The 19,029-nt window shown below is 69.1% G+C and carries 19 protein-coding genes and 1 rRNA gene; 15 read left to right on the top strand and 5 right to left on the bottom strand.

The window, feature by feature from the left end:
- Positions 1-122 precede the first annotated feature (122 nt).
- From rrf to ACGFN2_RS15695, 4 genes are all read left to right on the top strand, one after another.
- Positions 123-239: ribosomal RNA gene (gene rrf / locus ACGFN2_RS15710) — 5S ribosomal RNA — on the top strand.
- A 228-nt stretch (positions 240-467) separates the two neighbouring features.
- The gene (locus tag ACGFN2_RS15705; RefSeq protein WP_393360590.1) at positions 468-2,003 is read left to right on the top strand and encodes a TIGR02677 family protein; all 1,536 of its coding nucleotides are present in this window, start codon (positions 468-470) and stop codon (positions 2,001-2,003) included.
- Positions 2,000-3,292: a TIGR02678 family protein gene (locus ACGFN2_RS15700; protein ID WP_393360588.1), complete on the top strand. Its 1,293-nt coding sequence runs from the start codon at positions 2,000-2,002 to the stop codon at positions 3,290-3,292. The genes ACGFN2_RS15705 and ACGFN2_RS15700 overlap by 4 nt, the downstream gene beginning before the upstream one ends.
- On the top strand, positions 3,270-3,503 hold the full coding sequence (locus ACGFN2_RS15695; RefSeq protein ID WP_393360586.1) for a hypothetical protein: 234 nt from the start codon (positions 3,270-3,272) through the stop codon (positions 3,501-3,503). Before ACGFN2_RS15700 ends, ACGFN2_RS15695 begins: the two co-directional genes overlap by 23 nt.
- Before the next feature lie 270 nt (positions 3,504-3,773).
- On the opposite strand, the gene ACGFN2_RS15690 is transcribed toward ACGFN2_RS15695, so the two are convergent.
- The gene (locus ACGFN2_RS15690) at positions 3,774-5,228 is read right to left on the bottom strand and encodes a glyceraldehyde-3-phosphate dehydrogenase (RefSeq protein WP_362607322.1); all 1,455 of its coding nucleotides are present in this window, start codon (positions 5,226-5,228) and stop codon (positions 3,774-3,776) included.
- Positions 5,229-5,672: 444 nt separating this feature from the next.
- Positions 5,673-6,098 carry a DUF6003 family protein gene (locus ACGFN2_RS15685; protein ID WP_393360584.1) on the bottom strand — a complete coding sequence of 142 codons (426 nt, stop codon included), beginning with the start codon at positions 6,096-6,098 and terminating at the stop codon, positions 5,673-5,675.
- A gap of 511 nt (positions 6,099-6,609) precedes the next feature.
- Here ACGFN2_RS15685 and ACGFN2_RS15680 point away from each other — a divergent pair.
- The 7 genes from ACGFN2_RS15680 to ACGFN2_RS15650 all read left to right on the top strand — a co-directional run bounded on the left by ACGFN2_RS15680 (position 6,610) and on the right by ACGFN2_RS15650 (position 14,076).
- Positions 6,610-6,963, top strand: coding sequence for a PRC-barrel domain containing protein (locus tag ACGFN2_RS15680; RefSeq protein ID WP_362607319.1), 354 nt, complete (start codon positions 6,610-6,612; stop codon positions 6,961-6,963).
- A gap of 461 nt (positions 6,964-7,424) precedes the next feature.
- A complete protein-coding gene (locus tag ACGFN2_RS15675) occupies positions 7,425-7,817 on the top strand; it encodes an ATP-binding protein (protein WP_362607318.1) in 393 nt (130 codons plus the stop codon).
- Positions 7,818-8,100: 283 nt separating this feature from the next.
- On the top strand, positions 8,101-8,472 hold the full coding sequence (locus ACGFN2_RS15670) for an ATP-binding protein (RefSeq protein WP_393360582.1): 372 nt from the start codon (positions 8,101-8,103) through the stop codon (positions 8,470-8,472).
- Positions 8,473-8,743: 271 nt separating this feature from the next.
- The gene (locus ACGFN2_RS15665; RefSeq protein ID WP_393360609.1) at positions 8,744-10,387 is read left to right on the top strand and encodes a PP2C family protein-serine/threonine phosphatase; all 1,644 of its coding nucleotides are present in this window, start codon (positions 8,744-8,746) and stop codon (positions 10,385-10,387) included.
- A gap of 133 nt (positions 10,388-10,520) precedes the next feature.
- Positions 10,521-11,606, top strand: a complete 1,086-nt coding sequence (locus ACGFN2_RS15660; protein WP_393360580.1) for a B12-binding domain-containing protein — start codon at positions 10,521-10,523, stop codon at positions 11,604-11,606.
- A complete protein-coding gene (locus ACGFN2_RS15655) occupies positions 11,603-11,965 on the top strand; it encodes an STAS domain-containing protein (protein WP_393360578.1) in 363 nt (120 codons plus the stop codon). The genes ACGFN2_RS15660 and ACGFN2_RS15655 overlap by 4 nt, the downstream gene beginning before the upstream one ends.
- Before the next feature lie 236 nt (positions 11,966-12,201).
- Positions 12,202-14,076 (top strand): glycoside hydrolase family 15 protein, encoded by a 1,875-nt coding sequence (locus tag ACGFN2_RS15650; protein WP_393360576.1) that lies wholly within the window; start codon positions 12,202-12,204, stop codon positions 14,074-14,076.
- 190 nt (positions 14,077-14,266) lie between these two features.
- On the opposite strand, the gene ACGFN2_RS15645 is transcribed toward ACGFN2_RS15650, so the two are convergent.
- Positions 14,267-14,593 carry an STAS domain-containing protein gene (locus ACGFN2_RS15645; protein WP_362607312.1) on the bottom strand — a complete coding sequence of 109 codons (327 nt, stop codon included), beginning with the start codon at positions 14,591-14,593 and terminating at the stop codon, positions 14,267-14,269.
- A gap of 337 nt (positions 14,594-14,930) precedes the next feature.
- On the opposite strand from ACGFN2_RS15645, the gene ACGFN2_RS15640 reads away from it, so the two are divergent.
- Together ACGFN2_RS15640 and ACGFN2_RS15635 are read left to right on the top strand one after the other, a co-directional pair.
- Positions 14,931-15,827, top strand: coding sequence for a SigB/SigF/SigG family RNA polymerase sigma factor (locus tag ACGFN2_RS15640; protein WP_393360574.1), 897 nt, complete (start codon positions 14,931-14,933; stop codon positions 15,825-15,827).
- Positions 15,828-15,955: 128 nt separating this feature from the next.
- Positions 15,956-16,561, top strand: a complete 606-nt coding sequence (locus ACGFN2_RS15635) for a hypothetical protein (protein ID WP_393360572.1) — start codon at positions 15,956-15,958, stop codon at positions 16,559-16,561.
- A 158-nt stretch (positions 16,562-16,719) separates the two neighbouring features.
- On the opposite strand, the gene ACGFN2_RS15630 is transcribed toward ACGFN2_RS15635, so the two are convergent.
- Positions 16,720-16,893 carry a CsbD family protein gene (locus ACGFN2_RS15630; protein ID WP_362607309.1) on the bottom strand — a complete coding sequence of 58 codons (174 nt, stop codon included), beginning with the start codon at positions 16,891-16,893 and terminating at the stop codon, positions 16,720-16,722.
- 262 nt (positions 16,894-17,155) lie between these two features.
- Positions 17,156-17,326 (bottom strand): hydrophobic protein, encoded by a 171-nt coding sequence (locus ACGFN2_RS15625; RefSeq protein WP_362607307.1) that lies wholly within the window; start codon positions 17,324-17,326, stop codon positions 17,156-17,158.
- 391 nt (positions 17,327-17,717) lie between these two features.
- On the opposite strand from ACGFN2_RS15625, the gene ACGFN2_RS15620 reads away from it, so the two are divergent.
- Together ACGFN2_RS15620 and ACGFN2_RS15615 are read left to right on the top strand one after the other, a co-directional pair.
- Positions 17,718-18,581, top strand: a complete 864-nt coding sequence (locus tag ACGFN2_RS15620) for an RNA polymerase sigma factor SigF (RefSeq protein ID WP_362607306.1) — start codon at positions 17,718-17,720, stop codon at positions 18,579-18,581.
- A 137-nt stretch (positions 18,582-18,718) separates the two neighbouring features.
- Positions 18,719-18,946 (top strand): DUF5133 domain-containing protein, encoded by a 228-nt coding sequence (locus ACGFN2_RS15615; protein WP_393360568.1) that lies wholly within the window; start codon positions 18,719-18,721, stop codon positions 18,944-18,946.
- The last annotated feature ends 83 nt before the right edge of the window (positions 18,947-19,029 follow it).

Raw genomic sequence — 19,029 nt, 5'->3', positions numbered from 1 at the left:
GGTAACGGGTGGAGTTGACTGGTACTAATAGGCCGAGGGCTTGTCCTCAGTTGCTCGCGTCCACTGTGTAGGTTCTGAAGTAACGACCTGTGTTAATGTCGGGTTGGTTAACTTCATAGTGTTTCGGTGGTCATTGCGTTAGGGAAACGCCCGGTTACATTCCGAACCCGGAAGCTAAGCCTTTCAGCGCCGATGGTACTGCAGGGGGGACCCTGTGGGAGAGTAGGACGCCGCCGAACAATCTTTGTGGGAAAGCCCCGCACCTTATGGTGCGGGGCTTTTTCGCGTTCCCGGGTCCATTCGCCATGCGGCGACAGCCGCTCACGCGGCATCAGGAACCTGCCCCTGGTGCCGCTTCGTGGAGGCAGAAGGCTCAGTGGGGGGCGGTACCGTACCTACCGGCGATATCCAGCCAAGTGCTTTGGTCTCTGGCCGGGGGCGTCACCGCCACGCCAAAATGGCTGACGATGACAGCCACCACCGCCGAACTGGCGGGTGAACCGCACGGGTTCAGCCCCTTCACCCACCTCACCGTGCAGAACACCGCGCTCTACCGCCAGGTGATGCGGGCGTTCGTCGTGGCAAAGCAACACTTCGCCGTGCATCTGCGACCCGAGGACGTGCACGCCGCGCTGCCCGGGGAGGTGCGGCCCGGCGATCTCGACGGGGTCGTCAAAGCGCTCGACAAGCTGGTCGAGTGGGGGAATCTGCGGGCCGACCCCGACACGGGCCGGGTCACCGCCGTCGAGGACTTCTACCGCAAACGGTTCATCTACCAGCTCACCCGGGCCGGCGAAGCCGCCGAGGAGGCACTTGCCGTCTACGACGAGGCGCTCGGACGGCGCGGTGCCCTCCAGGCCATCGCCCTGCACGACATCGTCACGCAACTGCGGGCCCTCCTCGTGCTCACCGCCGACCAGCAGCCCGATCCCGGCAAAGCGCACCTCGCGCTCGACGCGCTCGCGAGCCGGTTCGCCGCTCTCGCCGACAACGCGCGCGCGTTCATGGGCTCGCTGCAGCGCACCATTGACCTCCACGAGGTGGAGGAAGCGGTTTTCCTCGCGTACAAAGATCGCCTCATCCAGTACCTGGAGCGCTTCATCCAGGACCTGATCACCCTGGGAGGGCGCATCGCCCAGCTGATCCTGGAGCTGGAGGAATCGGGCAGGATCGAGGTCCTGCTCAGGGCTGCCGCCGGGCGGGAGGCAGTTGATGCCGCGCCCGAAGAGACGGAAAGTGCCGTACAGGAGGCGTACGCGCATTGGGCCGGACGCTGGGACGGGCTCGCGGCGTGGTTCCTCACCCGGAACGGACGAGAGTCTCAGGCCAGACTGCTGCGCGGGCGGGCTCTGGGAGCGATCCCGCAGATGCTGGCCGTCGTCCGTGTCCTGGGGGAGCGCCGGGCCGGCCGGTCCGACCGTTCCGCCGATTTCCGCACGCTCGCCCGCTGGTTCGCCGAGACCTCCGACGACGCGTCGCGGCACCGGCTGTGGCGGGCGGCTTTCGGGCTCCATCCGGCTCGTCACCTCACCATCGACGCGGACACCCTGGCCGCCCGCGTGGCTGCGCCGGTTCCCGCCGCCACTCCCTGGTCCGCTGCGGAGCCGCTGCGCATCAGCCCTCAGCTGCGACGCACCGGAAGCTACGAGCGGCGGGGCAAGCCCCGCAAGGTCGAGGACCGTCAGGAGCGGCGTCGCCACCTCGCCGAGGTGGCGGCCAAGCAGGCTGCCGAGACAGCCGCGGCCCGGTCCCGGCTGGTCACGGAGGGAACGGTCCGGCTGTCCGCGCTCGGCGAGCTCGACCCCGCGTCCTTCGGGCTCTTCCTCCAACTGCTCGGCGACGCACTGGCCACGTGGCGGCCCGGTATGCGGCACACCGTGGTCACCAGCAACGACGGTTCCATGGAGATCCGTATGCCGTCCGGCACGTTCCGCGGGCCCGATCACCTCATCGAGATCGTCGATCTGACCGACAGCCCGACGGACGGAGCGAGCGACCGATGACCACGCCCCTGGCCGAGGTTCTCGACGGACAGCACGCCGCTGAGCTCCGCAAGGCCGCCCGTGCCCTTCTGAAACAGCCCCTCCTCCTCTCCCACGGCAGGTACGCGGAGGAATTCCGGCTGGTGCGACGGCACGCCGCCGAACTCCGCGAGTGGTTCGACCGCAACACCGGCTGGCCGCTCCACGTGGACGCCGAGACCGCCCGGCTGCGCAAGATCCCCGGAGTCCTCGACGACGCGACGCACCCGGCCCGCGAGGTGACCCGCGCCGCCACCCCCTTCACCCGCCGCCGCTACGTCCTGCTCTGCCTGGCCCTGGCTGCCCTGGAGCGCGGCGAGTCGCAGATCGCTCTGGGCCGTCTCGCCGACCAGGTCGTCCTCGACGCCACCGAGCCCCGGCTCGTCGCGGCAGGTATCCAGTTCACCCTGGACCGCCGCGACAAGCGCCTCGACCTCGCCGCGGTCGTACGGCTCCTGCTCAGCCTCGGCGTACTGCGCCGGGTCGCCGGAGACGAGGACGCGTACGTCAACGGTGCCGGCGATGTGCTCTACGACGTCGAACGGCGCGTGCTGGCGGGACTGCTCGCGACGCGCCGTGGCCCGTCCACCGTGCAAGCCGAAACCCTTGACGGCCGGCTGACGCAGCTCGTCGCCGAAACCGCCCTCGACAGCGACGAGCTGCGCTTTCGCGCGATGCGGCAGACACTCACCCGGAGACTCCTGGACGATCCGGTGCTCTACTACGACGAGCTGAGCGACGCCGAACTCAGCTACCTCACCCGGCAGCGGGGGTTCCTCACCGCCCGCGTGGCCGACCTGACCGGGCTGGTTCCCGAGATCCGGGCCGAGGGCATCGCCATGGTCGACGCCGAGGACGACCTCACCGACGTCCGGATGCCCGAGCAGGGCACCCAAGGCCACATCACGTTGCTGCTCGCGGAGTACCTGGCCGGGATGGGCGGACCGGTCACAGCTGACCGGCTCGCCCAGCGGGTCCGGGAACTCGCCGCCGAGCACGGCGGATTCTGGGCCAAGTCGGCGCGGGAGGCGGGCATGCGTTCGGAACGTGGTTTGTGCTCGAAGCCCGGCTCCACCACGGAAAACGTCACACGCACACCATGGCGTCAGCGCCGACACCGCCCAGCTCCGACGACGGAAGCCGACGGCGTGGCACATTCACATCTGATCCGCGATCGTGTCCTGCATGAACTCCGAAGAATCCGAGATGCGTGCGGCGGTCCGCGAGTTGGCCACGGCGTTGGAGACGATGCTCAATCTGGTCAGAGCTGACGCGCTTCCCACCACGCCCGAAGCTCGCAGCCTGATGCGGAAGGTGATGGTCCTTCTTGAGGAGTCGACTGAACAGATCACCGATCCTGACAGGTCCGGTGAGATCCTCCCGCTGGCCACCGCCCTCAACAGGCTGATCGTCTCGACGCGGGAGCAGATCCTCGACGATGCCGTCGCCGCTTCGCCCGTTCCGGACCGTCCGGAAATGTGAACCCTGTGTGCCGGACCCGGGAGGTACGGAGGGCCTCTATTACGCGGTGTACAGCTGGAGTTGACCAGGGCCTGGGGGAGTGGGACCGCCCCAAGAGCCCGCCGACAGTCGCCCGGCTGAGCGAATGCGCATGTGGGGCACGCCGGGCGTGCCCCACATGCGGCGGGAGACCAAACGGAAGTCGGCCGGTGCCGGATTCCGCCCGCCTGCGCCCCCCGTCGCCCCGTCGGCTGGGGCCGCCGGGACACCGGAGGATCGGTGTCGGTGTGGTCAGGCCTCCGGAGCCGGGTAGGTCGGGTATTCCACCCCGGAGACGTGCTGGACGACTCGGATGACCTGGCAGGAGTAGCCGAACTCGTTGTCGTACCAGAGGTAGAGGATGGCGTTGTCGCCCTCGACCTTGGTGGGGCCGGCGTCGACGATCGAGGCGTGGCGGGAGCCGATGAAGTCGCTGGAGACCGCGTCGGGGGCCGTGGTGAAGTCGATCTGGCGCTTGAGCGGCGAGGTCAGCGACACGTCGCGGAGGTAGTCGAGGACCTCCTGGCGGGTGGTCTCGCGGCCGAGCTGGAGGCTCAGGATCGCGATCGAGACGTCCGGCACGGGGACGCGGATCGAGCTGCCGGTGATCGTAGCGTCGAGGTCGGGCAGCGCCTTGGCGACGGCGGAGGCGGCACCGGTCTCCGTGATGACCATGTTGAGCGGCGCCGAGCGACCGCGACGGTCCGAGTTGTGGTAGTTGTCCAGCAGGTTCTGATCGTTGGTGAACGAGTGGATGGTCTCCACGTGGCCGCGCAGGACGCCGTACTCGTCCGCCATCGCCTTCAGCGGCGGGACGATCGCGTTGGTGGTGCAGGAAGCGCAGGACAGGATCTGCTCGTCCGGCTTGATCATGTCGTGGTTGACACCGTGCACGACGTTGGGGACGTCGCCCTTGCCCGGGGCGGTCAGGACGACCTTGGAGATGCCCGGCTGGAGGTGCTTCGACAGGCCCGCACGGTCGCGCCACTTGCCCGTGTTGTCGATGAGGATGGCGTTGTTGATGCCGTACGACGTGTAGTCCACCGACGTGGGGTCGTCGGAGTAGATCATCTGGATCTCGTTGCCGTTGGCGATGATCTTGCTGTTCGCCTCGTCAACGGTGATCGTGCCCTGGAACTGGCCGTGGATCGAGTCGCGGCGCAGCAGCGAGGCGCGCTTCACGAGATCGTCGGCGGCTCGGCCGCCGCCGCCGCGGACGACGATGGCGCGGAGCCGCAGGCCGTTGCCGGAGCCGGCCTTCTCGATGAGCAGGCGGGCGACGAGCCGGCCGATGCGGCCGAAGCCGTAGAGCACGACGTCGCGCGGCTCACGGCGCTCGATCTTGTTGTCACCCGTGGCGCCGGCGACGGCCTCGGCGGTGAACTCCTCCACCGACAGGCCGCGGTCGTCGGTCCGGTACGTCTCGGCGAGCAGCGCGATGTCGATCTGGGACGGGCCGAGATCGAGCGAGGTCAGAGCCTGGAGGAACGGCATCGTCTCGGTGACCGGGAGCTCCGTTCCGGCGATCTGCCGGGCGAAACGGTGGGTCTTGAGGATGCTGACCACCGACTTGTTCACCAGGGAGCGGCTGTGAAGCAGGACCGTGACGTCCCGCTCCCGGTGCAGCTTCCCGATGATCGGGATCATCGACTCCGCGATCTCCTCGCGGGTTTTCCAGTTGGTGAACGAGTCGTCATTGACAGTCACAGGCTTATCTTTCGAGCTAGGCGGTGCTCATATGCTAGCGCCCCGCCACTTTAATCATTCAAACGGTCCCGGCTGGGGGTGGGCCTCGCGGCCGGGCGCCTGGCGACTTCGGAGCCTGCAGGGCTGTGACCTGGGGCGTCGGGGCCGGGATTGTGGCGATATGGGGGATTTGTCGCCTCGGTGTGATTCTCGTGACATGGGGGCGGGGCAGGGCGGCTGTGCTGCCCTGCCCCGCTGTGCCTGCCCACGGCTCCCTGTGGCTGGAGGCAGGTGCGGGCGCCCCGGCCGAGCGGCGTGATGGCGAGCGGGGCGTCGGCGGAGAGCCTGGTGGCGGTGGCGGTGGCTGACCTCGTGGCCGCAGGCGACCCAGTGGGGGGGGAGCGCCGGTCCGCCGCCCAGTACTCCGCTCAGGAGTGGTCGGCCGTCCTCGTGTGGACGGTCCGCCTAGTGCCCCGCCAGTTCTCCGACGACCTGTGGGTCGAGGCCGGTGAGTTCGGCGATGCGGTGTGGAGGGAGGCCGGTGGCCAGGGCCTGGTGGACGAGGCGGTCGCGGTCTTCTGCGGTGTGGCGGAAGTCCAGTAGTTGCGCCTCGATGTCGGCGGTGACGTCGGTGGCGCAGGCGCGGCGGACCGCTTCGGTCTCCTCGGTGCTGAGCGGAACGGGGAGGTACTCGGCCTCCTCGGGGATCGCGGCGCTCGCTTCGGGCGGCAGGATGCGTACCTGGTCCGACGTGAGGGACGTGTCGTGGGCGTGCAACCAGCCCTGTACCGCGGGGGTTTCCAGGCAGTCGAGGCTGCCCACCGCGGCCAGAGGCGCTCCTACATGAGCGCGCATGCCGGGGAGAAACAGGATGAAGGCGTCATCAGCCACGATCGAGGGTCGCTCTCGCGTCGTCATCGACAGGGGGCCCGATCCTAGCGGCTCCCCCGTGCCCCGAGCTCTGCTTCGCGGGGGACACGTGGTGCTTCGTGCGCGGGTGTCCTACGGGAGTCTCAGGTGGGCCCGGTCGCCGGTGGGGGCGGTGGTGGGGCGGTGGTGTGGAGTCCGGTCCGCCATTGGCGTGGATGCCGGGCCGGCTTCCTGTCCGCCGGGGCGGGTGAATTCCTGAGAGGGAGGCGGAAGGGGCGGGGGTATTTCCGTCCTCCTGGCGTGGCATTGCTTGCCGAATGGTGGTCGGGGGTGGGGGCCGTGTCTGTGCGGCAAAGGCGGCGGGGTGGGTTGGGCTGTGTGGTGGTCGCTGTTTTGGAGAACTGCGCCGGGGCAGCAGAGCACTGTCGGGCGGGTTGGCGAAGCGGAGGGTTTCGCGACCGGCTCCCGTTGGGCGGGAACAGCGGTGAGGCGGAGCCGGCCTGCTTTTGTGTTCGCTGTGAAGGGATGTTGTATGAGCGCCAATGTCTGGGGATATCTTCCGGATTCCGGATACCGGGCGGGTACGGTCCTCGTCGGATACACCGTCGAAGCTGTCGACGGGAGCATCGGCAAGGTGGACAAGCATTCTGACGAGGTGGATTCCGCGCACCTCGTCGTCGATACCGGCCCCTGGATTCTCGGGCGGCGTGTCGTGTTGCCAGCCGGTGTCGTGACCGGCATCGACCAGCAGGAGCAGAGGATCTACGTGGGGCGCACCAGGGACGAGATCAAGGGTGCGCCCGAGTTCGAGCGTCCCGGACACGAGAGCAGTGCGGATTACCTGCACCAGGTCGGGGTGTATTTCGGGGGATTTCCTCTGGTGTGAGGGGGGTTGTGTGGTGGGGAGTCGCTCAGGGGCCCGGTCCTGGCTTGCTCGGGCCCCCGCTCGGCCGCCTGGGCCCGCCCGGCCCGGCCTCCCAGGGCCTGCCAGGTCCCGGCTCGCCCCGCTGCCGTCGCCGCAGGACGCCGTACGCGGCCGGTGCGCGCTGTGACCTCGCCCAAGTGGCATACGTGGCACCGCCCTCCCCGCCGCCCTCCCGTGATGTCCATCCTGTGACGTCTTTCACCGGAGCCCTGGTGCGGCCTTCCGGTCTGCGTGCCATGGGTGAGCAGGGCGGGGGACGGGTCGGGGCACGGTGCGGAATCATGGAGAATGCGGAGTGAACTTCGTGGTCCGGGGAAGCCGTCAGAGAACCTTCTCGCCGAAGTAGCCTTTTGCGTGGCCCTCGCAGCGGGCGGCGGGTGAGCTCCAGGGCGTTGTGGTCGATCGGGCGTGAGGTGAGAGGTGTGACGGGCACGCAGCAGACCCCGGTGAACAGGGCGGCGGAGGCGCGGGACCGGGTGCAGGAGTTGCTGAACATGCACCGCCCGCGGGTCGGTGAACTCTCCATGATCGACGCGCTGCTGGTCACCTCGGAATTGGTCACCAATGCCCAGCGCCACGGCGGGGGACTCGCCGATTTCTCCGCCCGCATCGCGTCCGGTCTTCTGGAAGTCACCGTCGCCGATCGCAGCCCCCGTCATCCCGCCACGGCCATCGGACCCGAGAAATACGGGGTCGGCGGATATGGGTGGCCGATGATTCAGAAACTCACGTCCTGTGTCGTGATCGTTCCCGCTGTCGACGGCAAGGCCATTACCGTCACCGTGCCGCTCCGGTTTGACGGCGCGGCCGGGTGACGGTGCCGCCGGTGCGGCATTCCGTGGTGGGGGCGGGCGTGTCATTCCCTCGTAAGGCAACTCGTGTGGTCGTGGTGCGGTCCGTGACGATGCCGCCCCGGATGCGTGTGCCTGGCCTCTCCGGCGGAGGGTTCGCCCGCTGTGACGTCCGCGCGGGGGCCTGAGAGTATTGCCGTCCTGCCGTGCGAGAAGGAAGTGCCCCGGCCGGCCGCGCCCGCCCGGAGGGTGGGTGAGGGATGCAGCGTCACGCCGGCGGTCCGGGGCATCGAGGTGAAATGGTGTGATGCAGGGAGTACCTGTAAGAGCAGCCGAGGCGCGCAACTTCGTGCACGACCTGCTGCACAGGATCGGCAGTCCGGTCGATGATCTGGCCCTCGTCGACGCCCTCCTGGTGACCACGGAGCTGGTCACCAATGCCCAGCGGCACGCGGGCGGGCTCACCGGGTTCACCGCGCATGTCGTCGAGGGGTACCTGGAAGTGGCGGTCGAGGACGGCAGCGCGCACCACCCCGTCGCGGTTCCTCCGGTGGACCCCAGCGGCGATTCCGGCGCCACACGGGGATACGGCTGGCCACTGATACAACGGCTGGCCCGCACCGTCGACATCACCGCGACCGTGACCGGCAAGACGATTCGGGTGACCTTGCCCCTGTGAACCCGCCGGCTGTGAACCCGTCGGCCCGGCCCCGGCCTCCGTGCACCGGGTCCGGCGAGGGAGCTGGGGAAGCCGCCCCGGGACCCTTCGATGCCCCGGGCGACGATTGCCATCCGTGGTGTCCGTGCGGGAAGGTTGCCGAAGGGGAATGGTCTCTGCCGGTTCGGTGAGGTGATGGGGTGTACGGGGTGAGCCTCGCGTGGTGACGAGTTCCGACGCGCCGGCCGCACCCGCGCCCGCTGCCGGCGCATCCGCTGCGCTCGAACCCCCGGTGCCCGCGCCCCCGGTCGGCGCCGATGCCGGTGCCGGGTGGCGCTCCTGGCGGTCCGTACCCCACCCCGTACTCGTCATCAGCCCGTCCGGTGCGGTGCGCGCGGTCAGCGATGTCGCCGCGCCGTTGTTCCCGGACCTCAGGGCGGGCGCACCGTACGGCGAAGCCGTGGCCGGTTGGCTCGCCGACGCGCATCGGCGCTTCACCGACCCCCTGTGCCCCGAGGGCGACGAGCCGGCGCGGGGCTCCCTCGGGGAGCGGAGCTTCGAAGCCCGGCCGAGCCGCGCGGAGAACGGCGACGTGGTGTGGTGGCTGGCCGATGACACCGCCCGCCGGGCGGCGGAGGACGCCCTGCGCGCGGAGCGTGAGCGCACCGCGTTTCTCGCCCAGGCGTCGACGGAACTGCTCGCCTCCCTGAATGTCGACCGGTGCCTGGAGGTCACGGCCCGACTCGCCACGCAGTATCTGGCGGACGCCGCCGTCGTGGTCACCCCGCCCGCCGGGCGGCGGCTGGCGATGAGCTTCTGCGGCCCGGACCGGCAGGTGGTGCGCGACAAGGTCGTCGCCGACCCCGCCTCCGTACCGGGACTGGCCGAAGCCCTCCAGGGATTTCCCCCTGTTCCCTCGCGCTGGATAGATCCGGCAGCCGTGCCGGACTGGGTGCGGCCGTCCGCGCTCGGGGAAATCGGCTCGGTGGCGGTCACCCCGCTCCCCGGGCACGGTGTGGCGGCCGGGGCACTGATCCTCCTGAGGCGTTCCGACCACGCCGCGTTCAGCGAGAGCGAGGAGACCTTCGCCCGGCTGTTCGCGGCCCGCGCCGGAGCGGCCATGTCCGCCGCGCGGCTCTACGCGGAACAGGCGGCCATCACCCGGACGCTGATGCGGGAGCTGCTGCCACCCCGGCTGGAGCAGGTGAGCGGCGTGGAGTTGGCCGGCGGGTACCGCGCCTCGAACGACTCCGACCGCGTGGGGGGCGACTTCTACGACGTGCACGCGGGGGCCGGGCCCGACGAGGAGTCGCTCGTCGTCCTCGGGGATGTGTGCGGCAAGGGGCTGGAGGCCGCGGTACAGACCGGCAAGATCCGTAACACCCTGCACGCCCTGCTGCCGCTGGCCACCGATCATCAGCGGGTGCTGCGGCTGCTCAACGGCGCGCTGCTCGACTCCGAACACACCCGGTTCGCCACCCTGGTGCTCGCCTCGGTGGTGCGGCGGGGCGGCACCGTCCGGCTGAGGGTGACCAGCGCCGGACATCCCGCGCCACTGGTCGTCCGCGCCGACGGCCGGGTGGAGGAGGCCGACACCCGCGGGTCCCTCGTCGGCGCACTGCCGGAGGTGACCTCCACGACGGCCTCGCTCGCCCTCGCCCCCGGTGAGTCGTGTCTGCTGTACACCGACGGGATCACCGAAGCGGTGGGCGGGCCGATGGGCGACGAGCTGTTCGGCGAGGAACGGCTGCGGTCCGCGCTGAGCGAGTGTGCGGGCCTGCCGGCCGACGCGGTCGTGGAGCGCGTCCGGATGCTGGCCGCCCAGTGGGTGGGCACCGGCCGGCACGACGACATGGCGGTGGTTGCCATCACCGCACCCCCACACGCGCACCTCGGCGCGGTGGACGGTCACACCCCGGGCAGGTACACGGCATGAGAGACATCGCTTCCACGGGGGCGCCGGCCACCGCCGACCGGTGCGAGGCGGCGGACGCGGGCCTGTCTGGCCGCGCTCGCCGACGTGCCGGTTCCGCGCCCCTGGGCGGATGCCGGCCGGGCGGGTGTGCGTCATGACCACGTCGCCCGCCTCGATGACGGAACACCTGGCCGCTCACGTCGAGCACCTGTGGGACGCGGTCTCGGCCGTGGACGAGTACGGGGCCGTCCGCCTGGTGTGTGACGCGGTGGACGCCGGCGTACCGCCCGAGGACGTCCTGCTCGACATCATCGCCCCCGTCCAGCACCGGGTCGGCGAGCACTGGGCGGCGAACCGGATGACGGTGGCTCAGGAACATGCCGCCACGGCCATCAACGACCGGGTCGTCGCGGCCCTCGCGCACCACCGGCCGTCCGCCCCGGCGGCCGGGCGGGGGCGCCTCACGGTGGCCTGTGTCGACGGTGAATGGCATGCGCTGCCCGCCCGCCTCCTCTCCGAGGTGCTGCGACTGCGCGGCTGGCAGGTGGACTTCCTCGGCGCGCAGGTGCCCGCGCCCCATCTGATCGCCCATCTGCACCAGACCGGACCACGGGCCGTCGCCCTGTCCAGCTCGATCGCCACCCGGCTTCCCACCGCGCACGCGGCGATCACCGCCTGCCAGGCCGCGGGTGTCCCCGTCCTGGTCGGCGGCGCCGCGTTCGGTTCCGACGGCCGCTACGCCCGGCTCCTCGGCGCCGACGCCTGGGCGCCGGACGCCCGTACCGCCGCCGACTTCCTCTCCCGGGGCCTGCCGGAAACCCGGTACCCCGCGCTCGGGCACCAGCCCGTCGACGATCTGCCGCACCTGTCCGACCAGGAGTACTCCCTGGTGGCACGCACCGCCCCACAGCTGGTCAGGGAGACCCTGGCGCAGCTGGAGGAGCGCTTTCCCGCGCTGCGCGACTACTCCGACCGGCAGCGGCAGCACACCGCGGAAGACCTCGCGCACATCACCGAGTTCCTCGCCACCGCGCTCTACACGGATGACGACGAGCTGTTCAGCGGATTTCTGACCTGGACCGCGGCGATCCTCACGGCCCGCGGAGTGCCCGCACACTCCCTGTACCCGACGCTGGACGCGCTCTCCGCACAGCTCAACGACTTCCCCCGCGCCCGGCGCATCCTCAGCCATGCCCGCCGCACTCTCGGCACCGGCCCCGACCCCGGATTCTCCGCATGACCACGCACCCGGCCGACGACTGCTCCACCACCGTCATCACCCCGGACGAGCACACCGCCCACCTCCACCCCGCCGGGGACCTCGACCGCACCACCGGGGACGAGCTGTTCGCCCTCGCCCTCCGGCAGATCGCCGCGCAGCCCGGCCTCCGCGACCTCCACCTCAACTGCGGGCGGGTGCGGGCCTGCGACCCGATGGGTCTCTCCGTCCTGCTGGCCCTCCACCGCCGCACCAGCGCCGCCGGTATCCACCTCCATCTCGACGACCGTCCGCCCGCCCTGGACCGCCTCCTGACGGTCACCGGCACCCTCGACCCCCTCACCGCCCCGCCCGGACGGAGCGGCTCCACCACGGGCTGACGCGGCGCGTCGACCACGGGACGGCCCTCCGCGCGCCGGAGTGCGTCGGCTCGTGGGCCGTCGGCTCATGAACGTGCTCGACCGGGGCATACGCCTGGGCACCGGTGCCTCACGACCTGACCGGTGGAGCGCGTGGGCGCGGTCGGTTATGGCTTTACGGCGAACTGGGCGCGGGCGCAGGTGTGTTGTCGCGGTCCGGCCACACGGCAGGCGACATGGTGCAGGGGGCGTGGCGTATGAATGACCGTCAAAAGCAGGTGGACGGGGCCGTGGGGGAGGACGGCGGATATCTTCCCATTGCCGAGCACGGTCTGATCGGGGATCTGCGGACCGCGGCGCTGGTCGGCACCGACGGGCGGATCAGCTGGTTCTGCGCCCCGCGGTTCGATTCGCCGAGCATTTTCGGTGCACTGCTCGACGCGGAGAACGGCGGAGACTGGCAGATCGGCCCCGTCGCGGATGTCGCCAAACGGCAGCAGTACTACTTCCCCGACACCAACATCCTCATGACGCGGATGCTGACCGAGAACGGCATCGTCGAGATCCAGGACTTCATGCCGATACGGGCCGAGGGGGACCGGAATCACCGGCAGCGTCTGGTGCGGAGGGTGGTCAGTGTGCGCGGCAGTTCGCGTATCCGCACCGTCGTCGCACCGCGGATGAATTACGGCCGGGACCCGCACAAGGTGGAGACCCAGCCGCACGGAGTGCGTTTCACCAGTGAGGCGCTGGATCTCTCGCTCCAGGCGAATGTGACCCTCCGTCCCGAAGGGCCGGACGCCATCGGTGAATTCGACCTGACGGAAGGCCGTTCCGCGCTCTTCGTGCTGGAGTCCACGAAGCTCTCCGAGGCCGATCCGTCCGTCGATCTGGTCGATACCCGCGCCGCCGAGGAGCTGTTTCATTCCACCGTACGGTTCTGGCGCCAGTGGCTGAGCCAGTCCACCTATGCCGGCCGCTGGCGCGAAATGGTGCACCGCTCCGCGCTGACCCTCAAACTCCTGACCCACGAGCCCACCGGTGCCATGGTCGCCGCACCGACCCTCGGACTTCCCGAACAACTCGGTGGCGAACGGAACTGGGACTATCGCTATGTCTGGATACGCGACGCGTCCTTTTCCTTGCACGCCCTGCTGCGCCTGGGGTTCACCCGCGAGGCGCAGGCCTTCATCAGCTGGCTGACCTCGTGTCTGCGCGAAGCGCAGGACGGTGACCGCGGGCCGCTACGGGTGCTGTATTCCATCGACGGTGCGGCCGAGCTGCCCGAGCAGGTCCTCGACCACTGGGCCGGCTACCGGGGATCGGCCCCGGTCCGGGTGGGGAACGATGCTGCCGGCCAGCTCCAGCTCGACATCTACGGTGAACTCTTCGACTCCGTCTATCTGTTCAACAAGCACGGGGCCGGAATTTCCCATGACAGCTGGCGGGATCTGTGCGGCATTCTCGACTGGCTACTGGAGCACTGGGACCGTCCCGACGCGGGAATATGGGAGACCCGGGCCGGTCAACAGCACCACACCTATTCACGGTTGATGTGCTGGGTGGCGGTGGAGCGCATGATCAGGATGGCCCGGCAGCGCGGACTGCCCGCTGATATGGAACGCTGGATGGCGGAGCGCGACAAGATCTACCACCAGATCATGGAACAGGGCTGGAACGCGCGGGAACAGACCTTTGTCCAACGCCTCAGCGAGGAGGAGGGACAGTCGCCGGAGCACATTCTGGATGCCTCGCTCCTCATGATGCCCATGGTCAAGTTCCTGTCGGCGGACGACCCGCGCTTCCGCTCCACCGTCCAGGCCATCGGCGAGAACCTCGTCACCGACAGCCTCGTCTTCCGCTACGACCCCAAGGTTTCCCCCGACGGCCTGGACGGCCAGGAGGGAACCTTCTCGATCTGTTCGTTCTGGTGGGTCGAGGCCCTTTCCCGTACCGGGCGGATCGAGGAGGCCAGGGTGGCGCTGGAGAAGATGTTCACCTACGCCAATCACCTCGGTCTGTACGCCGAGCAGATCGGGATGACGGGCGAACACCTGGGGAATTTCCCGCAGGCGTTCACCCATCTCGCGCTGATCAGCGCGGCCACGAGCCTCAACGACTTCATGGGCTGAGCGGTTCATTCCCGGGAAAACGCCGCACGGGCGACGGAATGGTGTCCGTTGTCCGCTGGGCAGCGGGCAGTGGGCAACGGTGCCCGACGGGTGGCGCAATTGGCCTGATCATGGCGTTGGGGGAGGCGTTCCCGAGGGTGCCGGGACGCGGTGCGCGCTCCTCCGGGACGGGGGTGCGGCGCGCGGACCCTCAGGACTTCAGGGCGCCGGCCATGTCGTCGGCCAGCGTGAAGTACCCGGCGGTGCCGGTGACATCGAAGAGCCGGTGGACGACCTCGCGGAACGGGCCCGCGACGATCAGCTTGCGCCGCTGCCGGTGGTGGGCACGCTGCGCGGCGAGCAGGACGTGCAGCACCGTGGAGTCGGCGAAGTCGGTGAGCGACAGATCGACGACGGTACGTGGAGCACCGGAAGTCTCCGCCAGCGCGCAGGCCTCTTCCAGGAGAGGGGCGCTGTCGTGATCGAGGGACCCGCTGACGCGAACGGCGAAGACGTCGTCCTCGACAGCGTGGGTCACCACAGCCGGTGTATGAACGTACATGGGCGACAGCATGCCATGCTTTTCGGGCACAGGTTCTAGGCGGCCTCTTGTTCGGCCAGCCCCAAGACCGTCCCCGTATGGCCCGCACCACCAGGTCACCGAAGTGGCGTCCCGGCACAGTGCCCTCGCTCTCCTCCGTAGAGTGCCGAGGAGCCCGTCGCACTTCTCATGAATTATTCAGGAATTCCGCGAACGGGCGTCTCCGGTCCACCGGCTGCGCCACTCAGCGGGGTGATTGTTCCGCCGATACGCATAAGGGCCACAACGCCGGGAAACAGGCCTGCTCAAACGACCTGAATCCCGGAGGTGGAGCATGAACACGGTTTTCGAGGACGTATGCGACACACAACTGCCGGCCCACCATGACGGACCGTCAGCGAAGGTCGGAAGATATTCCACCGGGCTTCCGCGCATCGCGGATGCCGGGAGCGTGGCTCCGCAGGACGCCAAGGCGCTGTCGCCGCTGTTCTTCGAGCGGCTCACGGAGGCCGAGGAGGGAACTCCCGAGTATCAGTACGCGCGCAATACGCTCATCGAGATGAACCTGTCGCTGGTGCGCTATGTGGCGTCGCGGTACAGAAGCCACAGTGACCAGATGGAGGACATCGTCCAGGTCGGCACCATCGGTCTCATCAAGGCCATCGACCGGTTCGATCTCTCCCGCCGGACGGAGTTCTCGGCCTTCGCCATTCCTCATATCCTCGGGGAGATCAAGCGGTTCTTCCGTGACACCAGCTGGGCCGTCCATGTCCCGCGCCGTCTCCAGGAACTCCGCATCGACCTGGCCCAGGCGATGGAGCACCTCTCGGCCCTCCTGGACCGGGAACCCACCGTCAGGGAGCTGGCCGAGCACATGCAGCTCACCGAAGAGGAGATCATCGAGGGAATCGTGGCCGGTAACGGCTACACAGCCGTCTCCCTGCACCTCTCCGGCGACAGCGAGACGGCACAGGCCGGCGGTGGCCCCGCCTTCGCCGACATCCTCGGCAGCACCGACCCGGCCACGGAGCAGGTCGAGGACCGGTACGCCCTGGCCTCACTCCTGGAACTGCTCGGTGAGCGCGACCGGCTCATCATTCATCTGCGCTTCGACCGGGAGATGACCCAGGCCCAGATCGGCGCGGTGCTCGACATCTCCCAGATGCATGTCTCCCGCCTGCTCGCCCGCATCATCAAGCAGCTGCGCCAGGGCATGCTCGGCCAGAAGTGACCCACGCGGTCCCATGAACTGTCAGCCGGACCACAGCTCCTCCATGCCGTGGATGGTTCCGACCCGGCCGGGTACCGGGCTCCGGAAGGTCCGCCGACGTGCGGACGGGCGACAGGCGAGGGGACGGCATGGCAGCAGAAGTCAGCGAGCGACGGACACCGGCGGCCCGCCCGGGCCGGGTTGCCCGGGTCCGGCGGTGGTGGGGGCGGGCGCTGGGCTCGGAGGGCCATGAGCGCACCACGGTGCTGCTCATCGCACGGTGGCCGGCGCTCGGCTCCCAGGGCTCCCAGGTGGCCACCGCGGCCTTCTTCGCCTTCTCCACCTATGTCTCCGCCACGTCGGCCCTCGACAAGGTCACCCAGCTGGGGCAGATCATCCTGCTGGTCCTCATCGGATGCGGGGTGGGCGTCGTCGTGAATGTCACCGTGCTGCCGCCGCTGCGCTACCGCAGCGCCGAACACGGCATCCGCACCCTGGCGCACGCCCTGTGCGACCTGGTGAGCGGCGTCTGTACGGCGTTGCGTGAGCGGGGGCTCGACAAGTGGAGCGCGGACGAGGACCGTTACCGCTACGGCGCCTTTCTGGTGGGCTACGCGGAATTCCTGGAGTCCCCCTCCCGGATCACCCGCGTCTTCGCGGACCTCGACGAGGACCGGCTCGGCGACCAGGTGCGCCGGTTCGACGAACTCGCCGACCGGGCGCAGAACTGCCGCCGTCAGCTGGCCGACCTGTGAACCCCGGCCTCGCGGCGTGAAGCCCGCACGCGAGCGGACCGGACGGGCAAGAACAAGGGGGAGGGGCCACCGCATACTCACGGTGGCCCCTCCCCATGCCGAAGGCGCCGGAATCGATCCTGGCCCGGCCTGTTCTGCTCCGGTCAGTTATTCCGCGCTCAGCGCTTGAAAGCGTCCTTGACTTTCTCCTTCGCCCCGCGGAGATCTCCCCTGGATTCCGTCGCGGAGCCCTTGGCGGTGGCGCTTTCGTTTCCGACGACTCGGCCGGCTTCCTTCTTGACCTTGCCGAGGGCCTGCTCGGCGAGGGCCTTGGCCTTTTCGCTGGCACTCATGATGGTCCTTCCGTTGGCGGCTTTGGAGCGTGTGCCCCCGCATTGCGCCGTCAAACGGCGGAGCGGGATACGGGGGAGCGTGGGTGACCCGGAGCGGACACTGCAATGGAGGTGAGTCCCCTGCGGGAACAGTGCCCGCCCCGGGCCGTACCTCTCGTGTTTCCCGGCGTGGGGTGATGATGCCTCGGCGAACACAGAAAATCGGAAGGGTCCGGACACCGCCGTGGTGTCCGGACCCTTCCGATTGTGCGGGCTGCTGTGGCTACCAGCGGTACCACCGGCCGCGCTTGCCGCCGGCTCCCGCGGAACGCATGACGAATCCCAGTGCCCATATGACGAGCACGGCCACCGCGACAAACCAGAGTGCCTTCAGGGCGAATCCGGCACCGAAGAGCAGCAGTGCGAGCAGAAGGACGAGAATCAGGGGGACCATAGTTATCAACCTCCGAGAAGTCGTGTGCCCGGGCATGCGGCCCACACACAACGTTTCTTCGGAGAAAAAGCGGGAAACTGCGCGTGGCCGAGGCGATCTGACCCTGGAAAACGAGGCTGATTCCCTGAAAACAGTCACGCTGTGCGGGCTTTGGGACGGACGAGGTCTCTGTGGCGCGCCTGTCCAGGGATTTCCGCGACCGAAAGGCATCGCGAACGGCCCCCCGTACGGCATCGCGAACGACCACCCGTACGGCGCCCCGTACGGCACCACAACTGTCCGCGGCCCCAGCGCTGTTGAATCCGTTGGCATGTCCCAGGCATGGGGTGGATGGATCGGGGTAGGCGGCCCGCTGCAGCGTCCGCGGGTGCCGGGCGCGCGGGAAGGCGAGATGACCACCATCGTGAGCGAGACCACCACCGCGCAGCGACAGGCGACCCCGGCTCCTGCTGCCCTGCCGGAGGTGATGCAACCGCAGAAGGTGGCTCCTCGCGACGCGCGGGAGTTGTCGAAGCAGTTCTTCGCGCGCCTTCAGGTCCTCGAAGAGGGCACGCACGAGTACCAGTACGCGCGCAACACCCTCATCGAGATGAACATGTCGATGGTGCGCTATGTCGCCCGCCGCTACCGCAACCGCGGCGATGACATGGAAGACGTCATCCAGGTGGGCACCATCGGCCTGATCAAGGCCATCGACCGCTTCGACATCGAGCGGGAGGTGGAGTTCTCCACCTTCGCCGTCCCCTACATCCTGGGCGAGATCAAGCGGTTCTTCCGTGACACCGGCTGGGCGGTGCATGTGCCCCGCCGCCTTCAGGAACTGCGCAGCGACCTGGCCAAGGCCAAGGAGCACCTCGCCGCCAAGCTCGACCGCGACCCCACCGTCCGCGAACTGGCCGCCCACCTCAACCTGTCGGAGGACGAGGTCATCGAGGGCATCGTCGCCGCCAACGGCTACACCGCCGGCTCGCTCGACACCCCCGCCGACCCCGACCCGTCCGAGCAGCGACGCACCCTCGTCGACGTCCTGGGCGAGAACGACCCGGCGCTGGAGGCCGTCGAGGACTTCCAGGTGCTGGCCCCGCTGATCGACACGCTCAACGCACGGGAACGGCGCCTCATCGAGCTGCGCTTCGGCCAGGAGATGACCCAGTCGCAGATCGGTGAAGAGCTGGGCGTCTCCCAGATGCATGTCTCCCGGCTGCTCACCCGGACCCTGACGAAGCTGCGCGCCGGGATGCTCACCGAGAAGTGAGACCACCGGTGCGGTGAGCGGGACCGTGGGCCCGTTGGAACCGGCCGCGCAGCCTCGGTGACCTACGAGGTGTGCGGCGGCCGGTTCCGGGCATCCGCGACGGCAGACGCCTTTTCATGCGGGAAGGAAACCGGAAGATGCTGATGGCCCACCCTGCGGTGCTGCGGGAACTCGTCCAGGAATACGAAGCGCTGGAGTTGCTGCACGCGCGGCAGGGCAAGGCCGAGGTACGCCGCAGGATGGACGACATCGCCTACACCCTGTGCGTCTCCACCGGCACCCGCGACGTGGACGCGGCACTGATCGCCGCCCGCCACCGCCTCCCCGGCGCCGGCACCCTGGACGACTCTCTCGTCATGGGCTGACCGGTCGCCGGCCCCGACGCTCACGAGTACGGGGCGGACCTAGCCAAAGGATGGGTGCCGTGCGGCCAGCACGGCGTCGGCCG

Source organism: Streptomyces sp. NPDC048612 (genome assembly GCF_043199295.1).
Lineage (GTDB): Bacteria > Actinomycetota > Actinomycetes > Streptomycetales > Streptomycetaceae > Streptomyces.
Note: the sequence above shows the minus strand (reverse complement) of the source record. Positions and strands in the feature narration are given on the sequence as shown.

Excerpts from the sequence above, each read along its gene's own strand:
- ACGFN2_RS15705 (WP_393360590.1), top strand. The coding sequence starts at position 468 with ATGACAGCCACCACCGCCGAACTGGCGGGTGAACCGCACGGGTTCAGC.
- ACGFN2_RS15700 (WP_393360588.1), top strand. The coding sequence starts at position 2,000 with ATGACCACGCCCCTGGCCGAGGTTCTCGACGGACAGCACGCCGCTGAG.
- ACGFN2_RS15695 (WP_393360586.1), top strand. The coding sequence starts at position 3,270 with ATGCTCAATCTGGTCAGAGCTGACGCGCTTCCCACCACGCCCGAAGCT.
- ACGFN2_RS15680 (WP_362607319.1), top strand. The coding sequence starts at position 6,610 with ATGAGCGCCAATGTCTGGGGATATCTTCCGGATTCCGGATACCGGGCG.
- ACGFN2_RS15670 (WP_393360582.1), top strand. The coding sequence starts at position 8,101 with ATGCAGGGAGTACCTGTAAGAGCAGCCGAGGCGCGCAACTTCGTGCAC.
- ACGFN2_RS15660 (WP_393360580.1), top strand. The coding sequence starts at position 10,521 with ATGACCACGTCGCCCGCCTCGATGACGGAACACCTGGCCGCTCACGTC.
- ACGFN2_RS15655 (WP_393360578.1), top strand. The coding sequence starts at position 11,603 with ATGACCACGCACCCGGCCGACGACTGCTCCACCACCGTCATCACCCCG.
- ACGFN2_RS15650 (WP_393360576.1), top strand. The coding sequence starts at position 12,202 with ATGAATGACCGTCAAAAGCAGGTGGACGGGGCCGTGGGGGAGGACGGC.
- ACGFN2_RS15640 (WP_393360574.1), top strand. The coding sequence starts at position 14,931 with ATGAACACGGTTTTCGAGGACGTATGCGACACACAACTGCCGGCCCAC.
- ACGFN2_RS15635 (WP_393360572.1), top strand. The coding sequence starts at position 15,956 with ATGGCAGCAGAAGTCAGCGAGCGACGGACACCGGCGGCCCGCCCGGGC.
- ACGFN2_RS15630 (WP_362607309.1), bottom strand. The coding sequence starts at position 16,893 with ATGAGTGCCAGCGAAAAGGCCAAGGCCCTCGCCGAGCAGGCCCTCGGC.
- ACGFN2_RS15625 (WP_362607307.1), bottom strand. The coding sequence starts at position 17,326 with ATGGTCCCCCTGATTCTCGTCCTTCTGCTCGCACTGCTGCTCTTCGGT.
- ACGFN2_RS15620 (WP_362607306.1), top strand. The coding sequence starts at position 17,718 with ATGACCACCATCGTGAGCGAGACCACCACCGCGCAGCGACAGGCGACC.
- ACGFN2_RS15615 (WP_393360568.1), top strand. The coding sequence starts at position 18,719 with ATGCTGATGGCCCACCCTGCGGTGCTGCGGGAACTCGTCCAGGAATAC.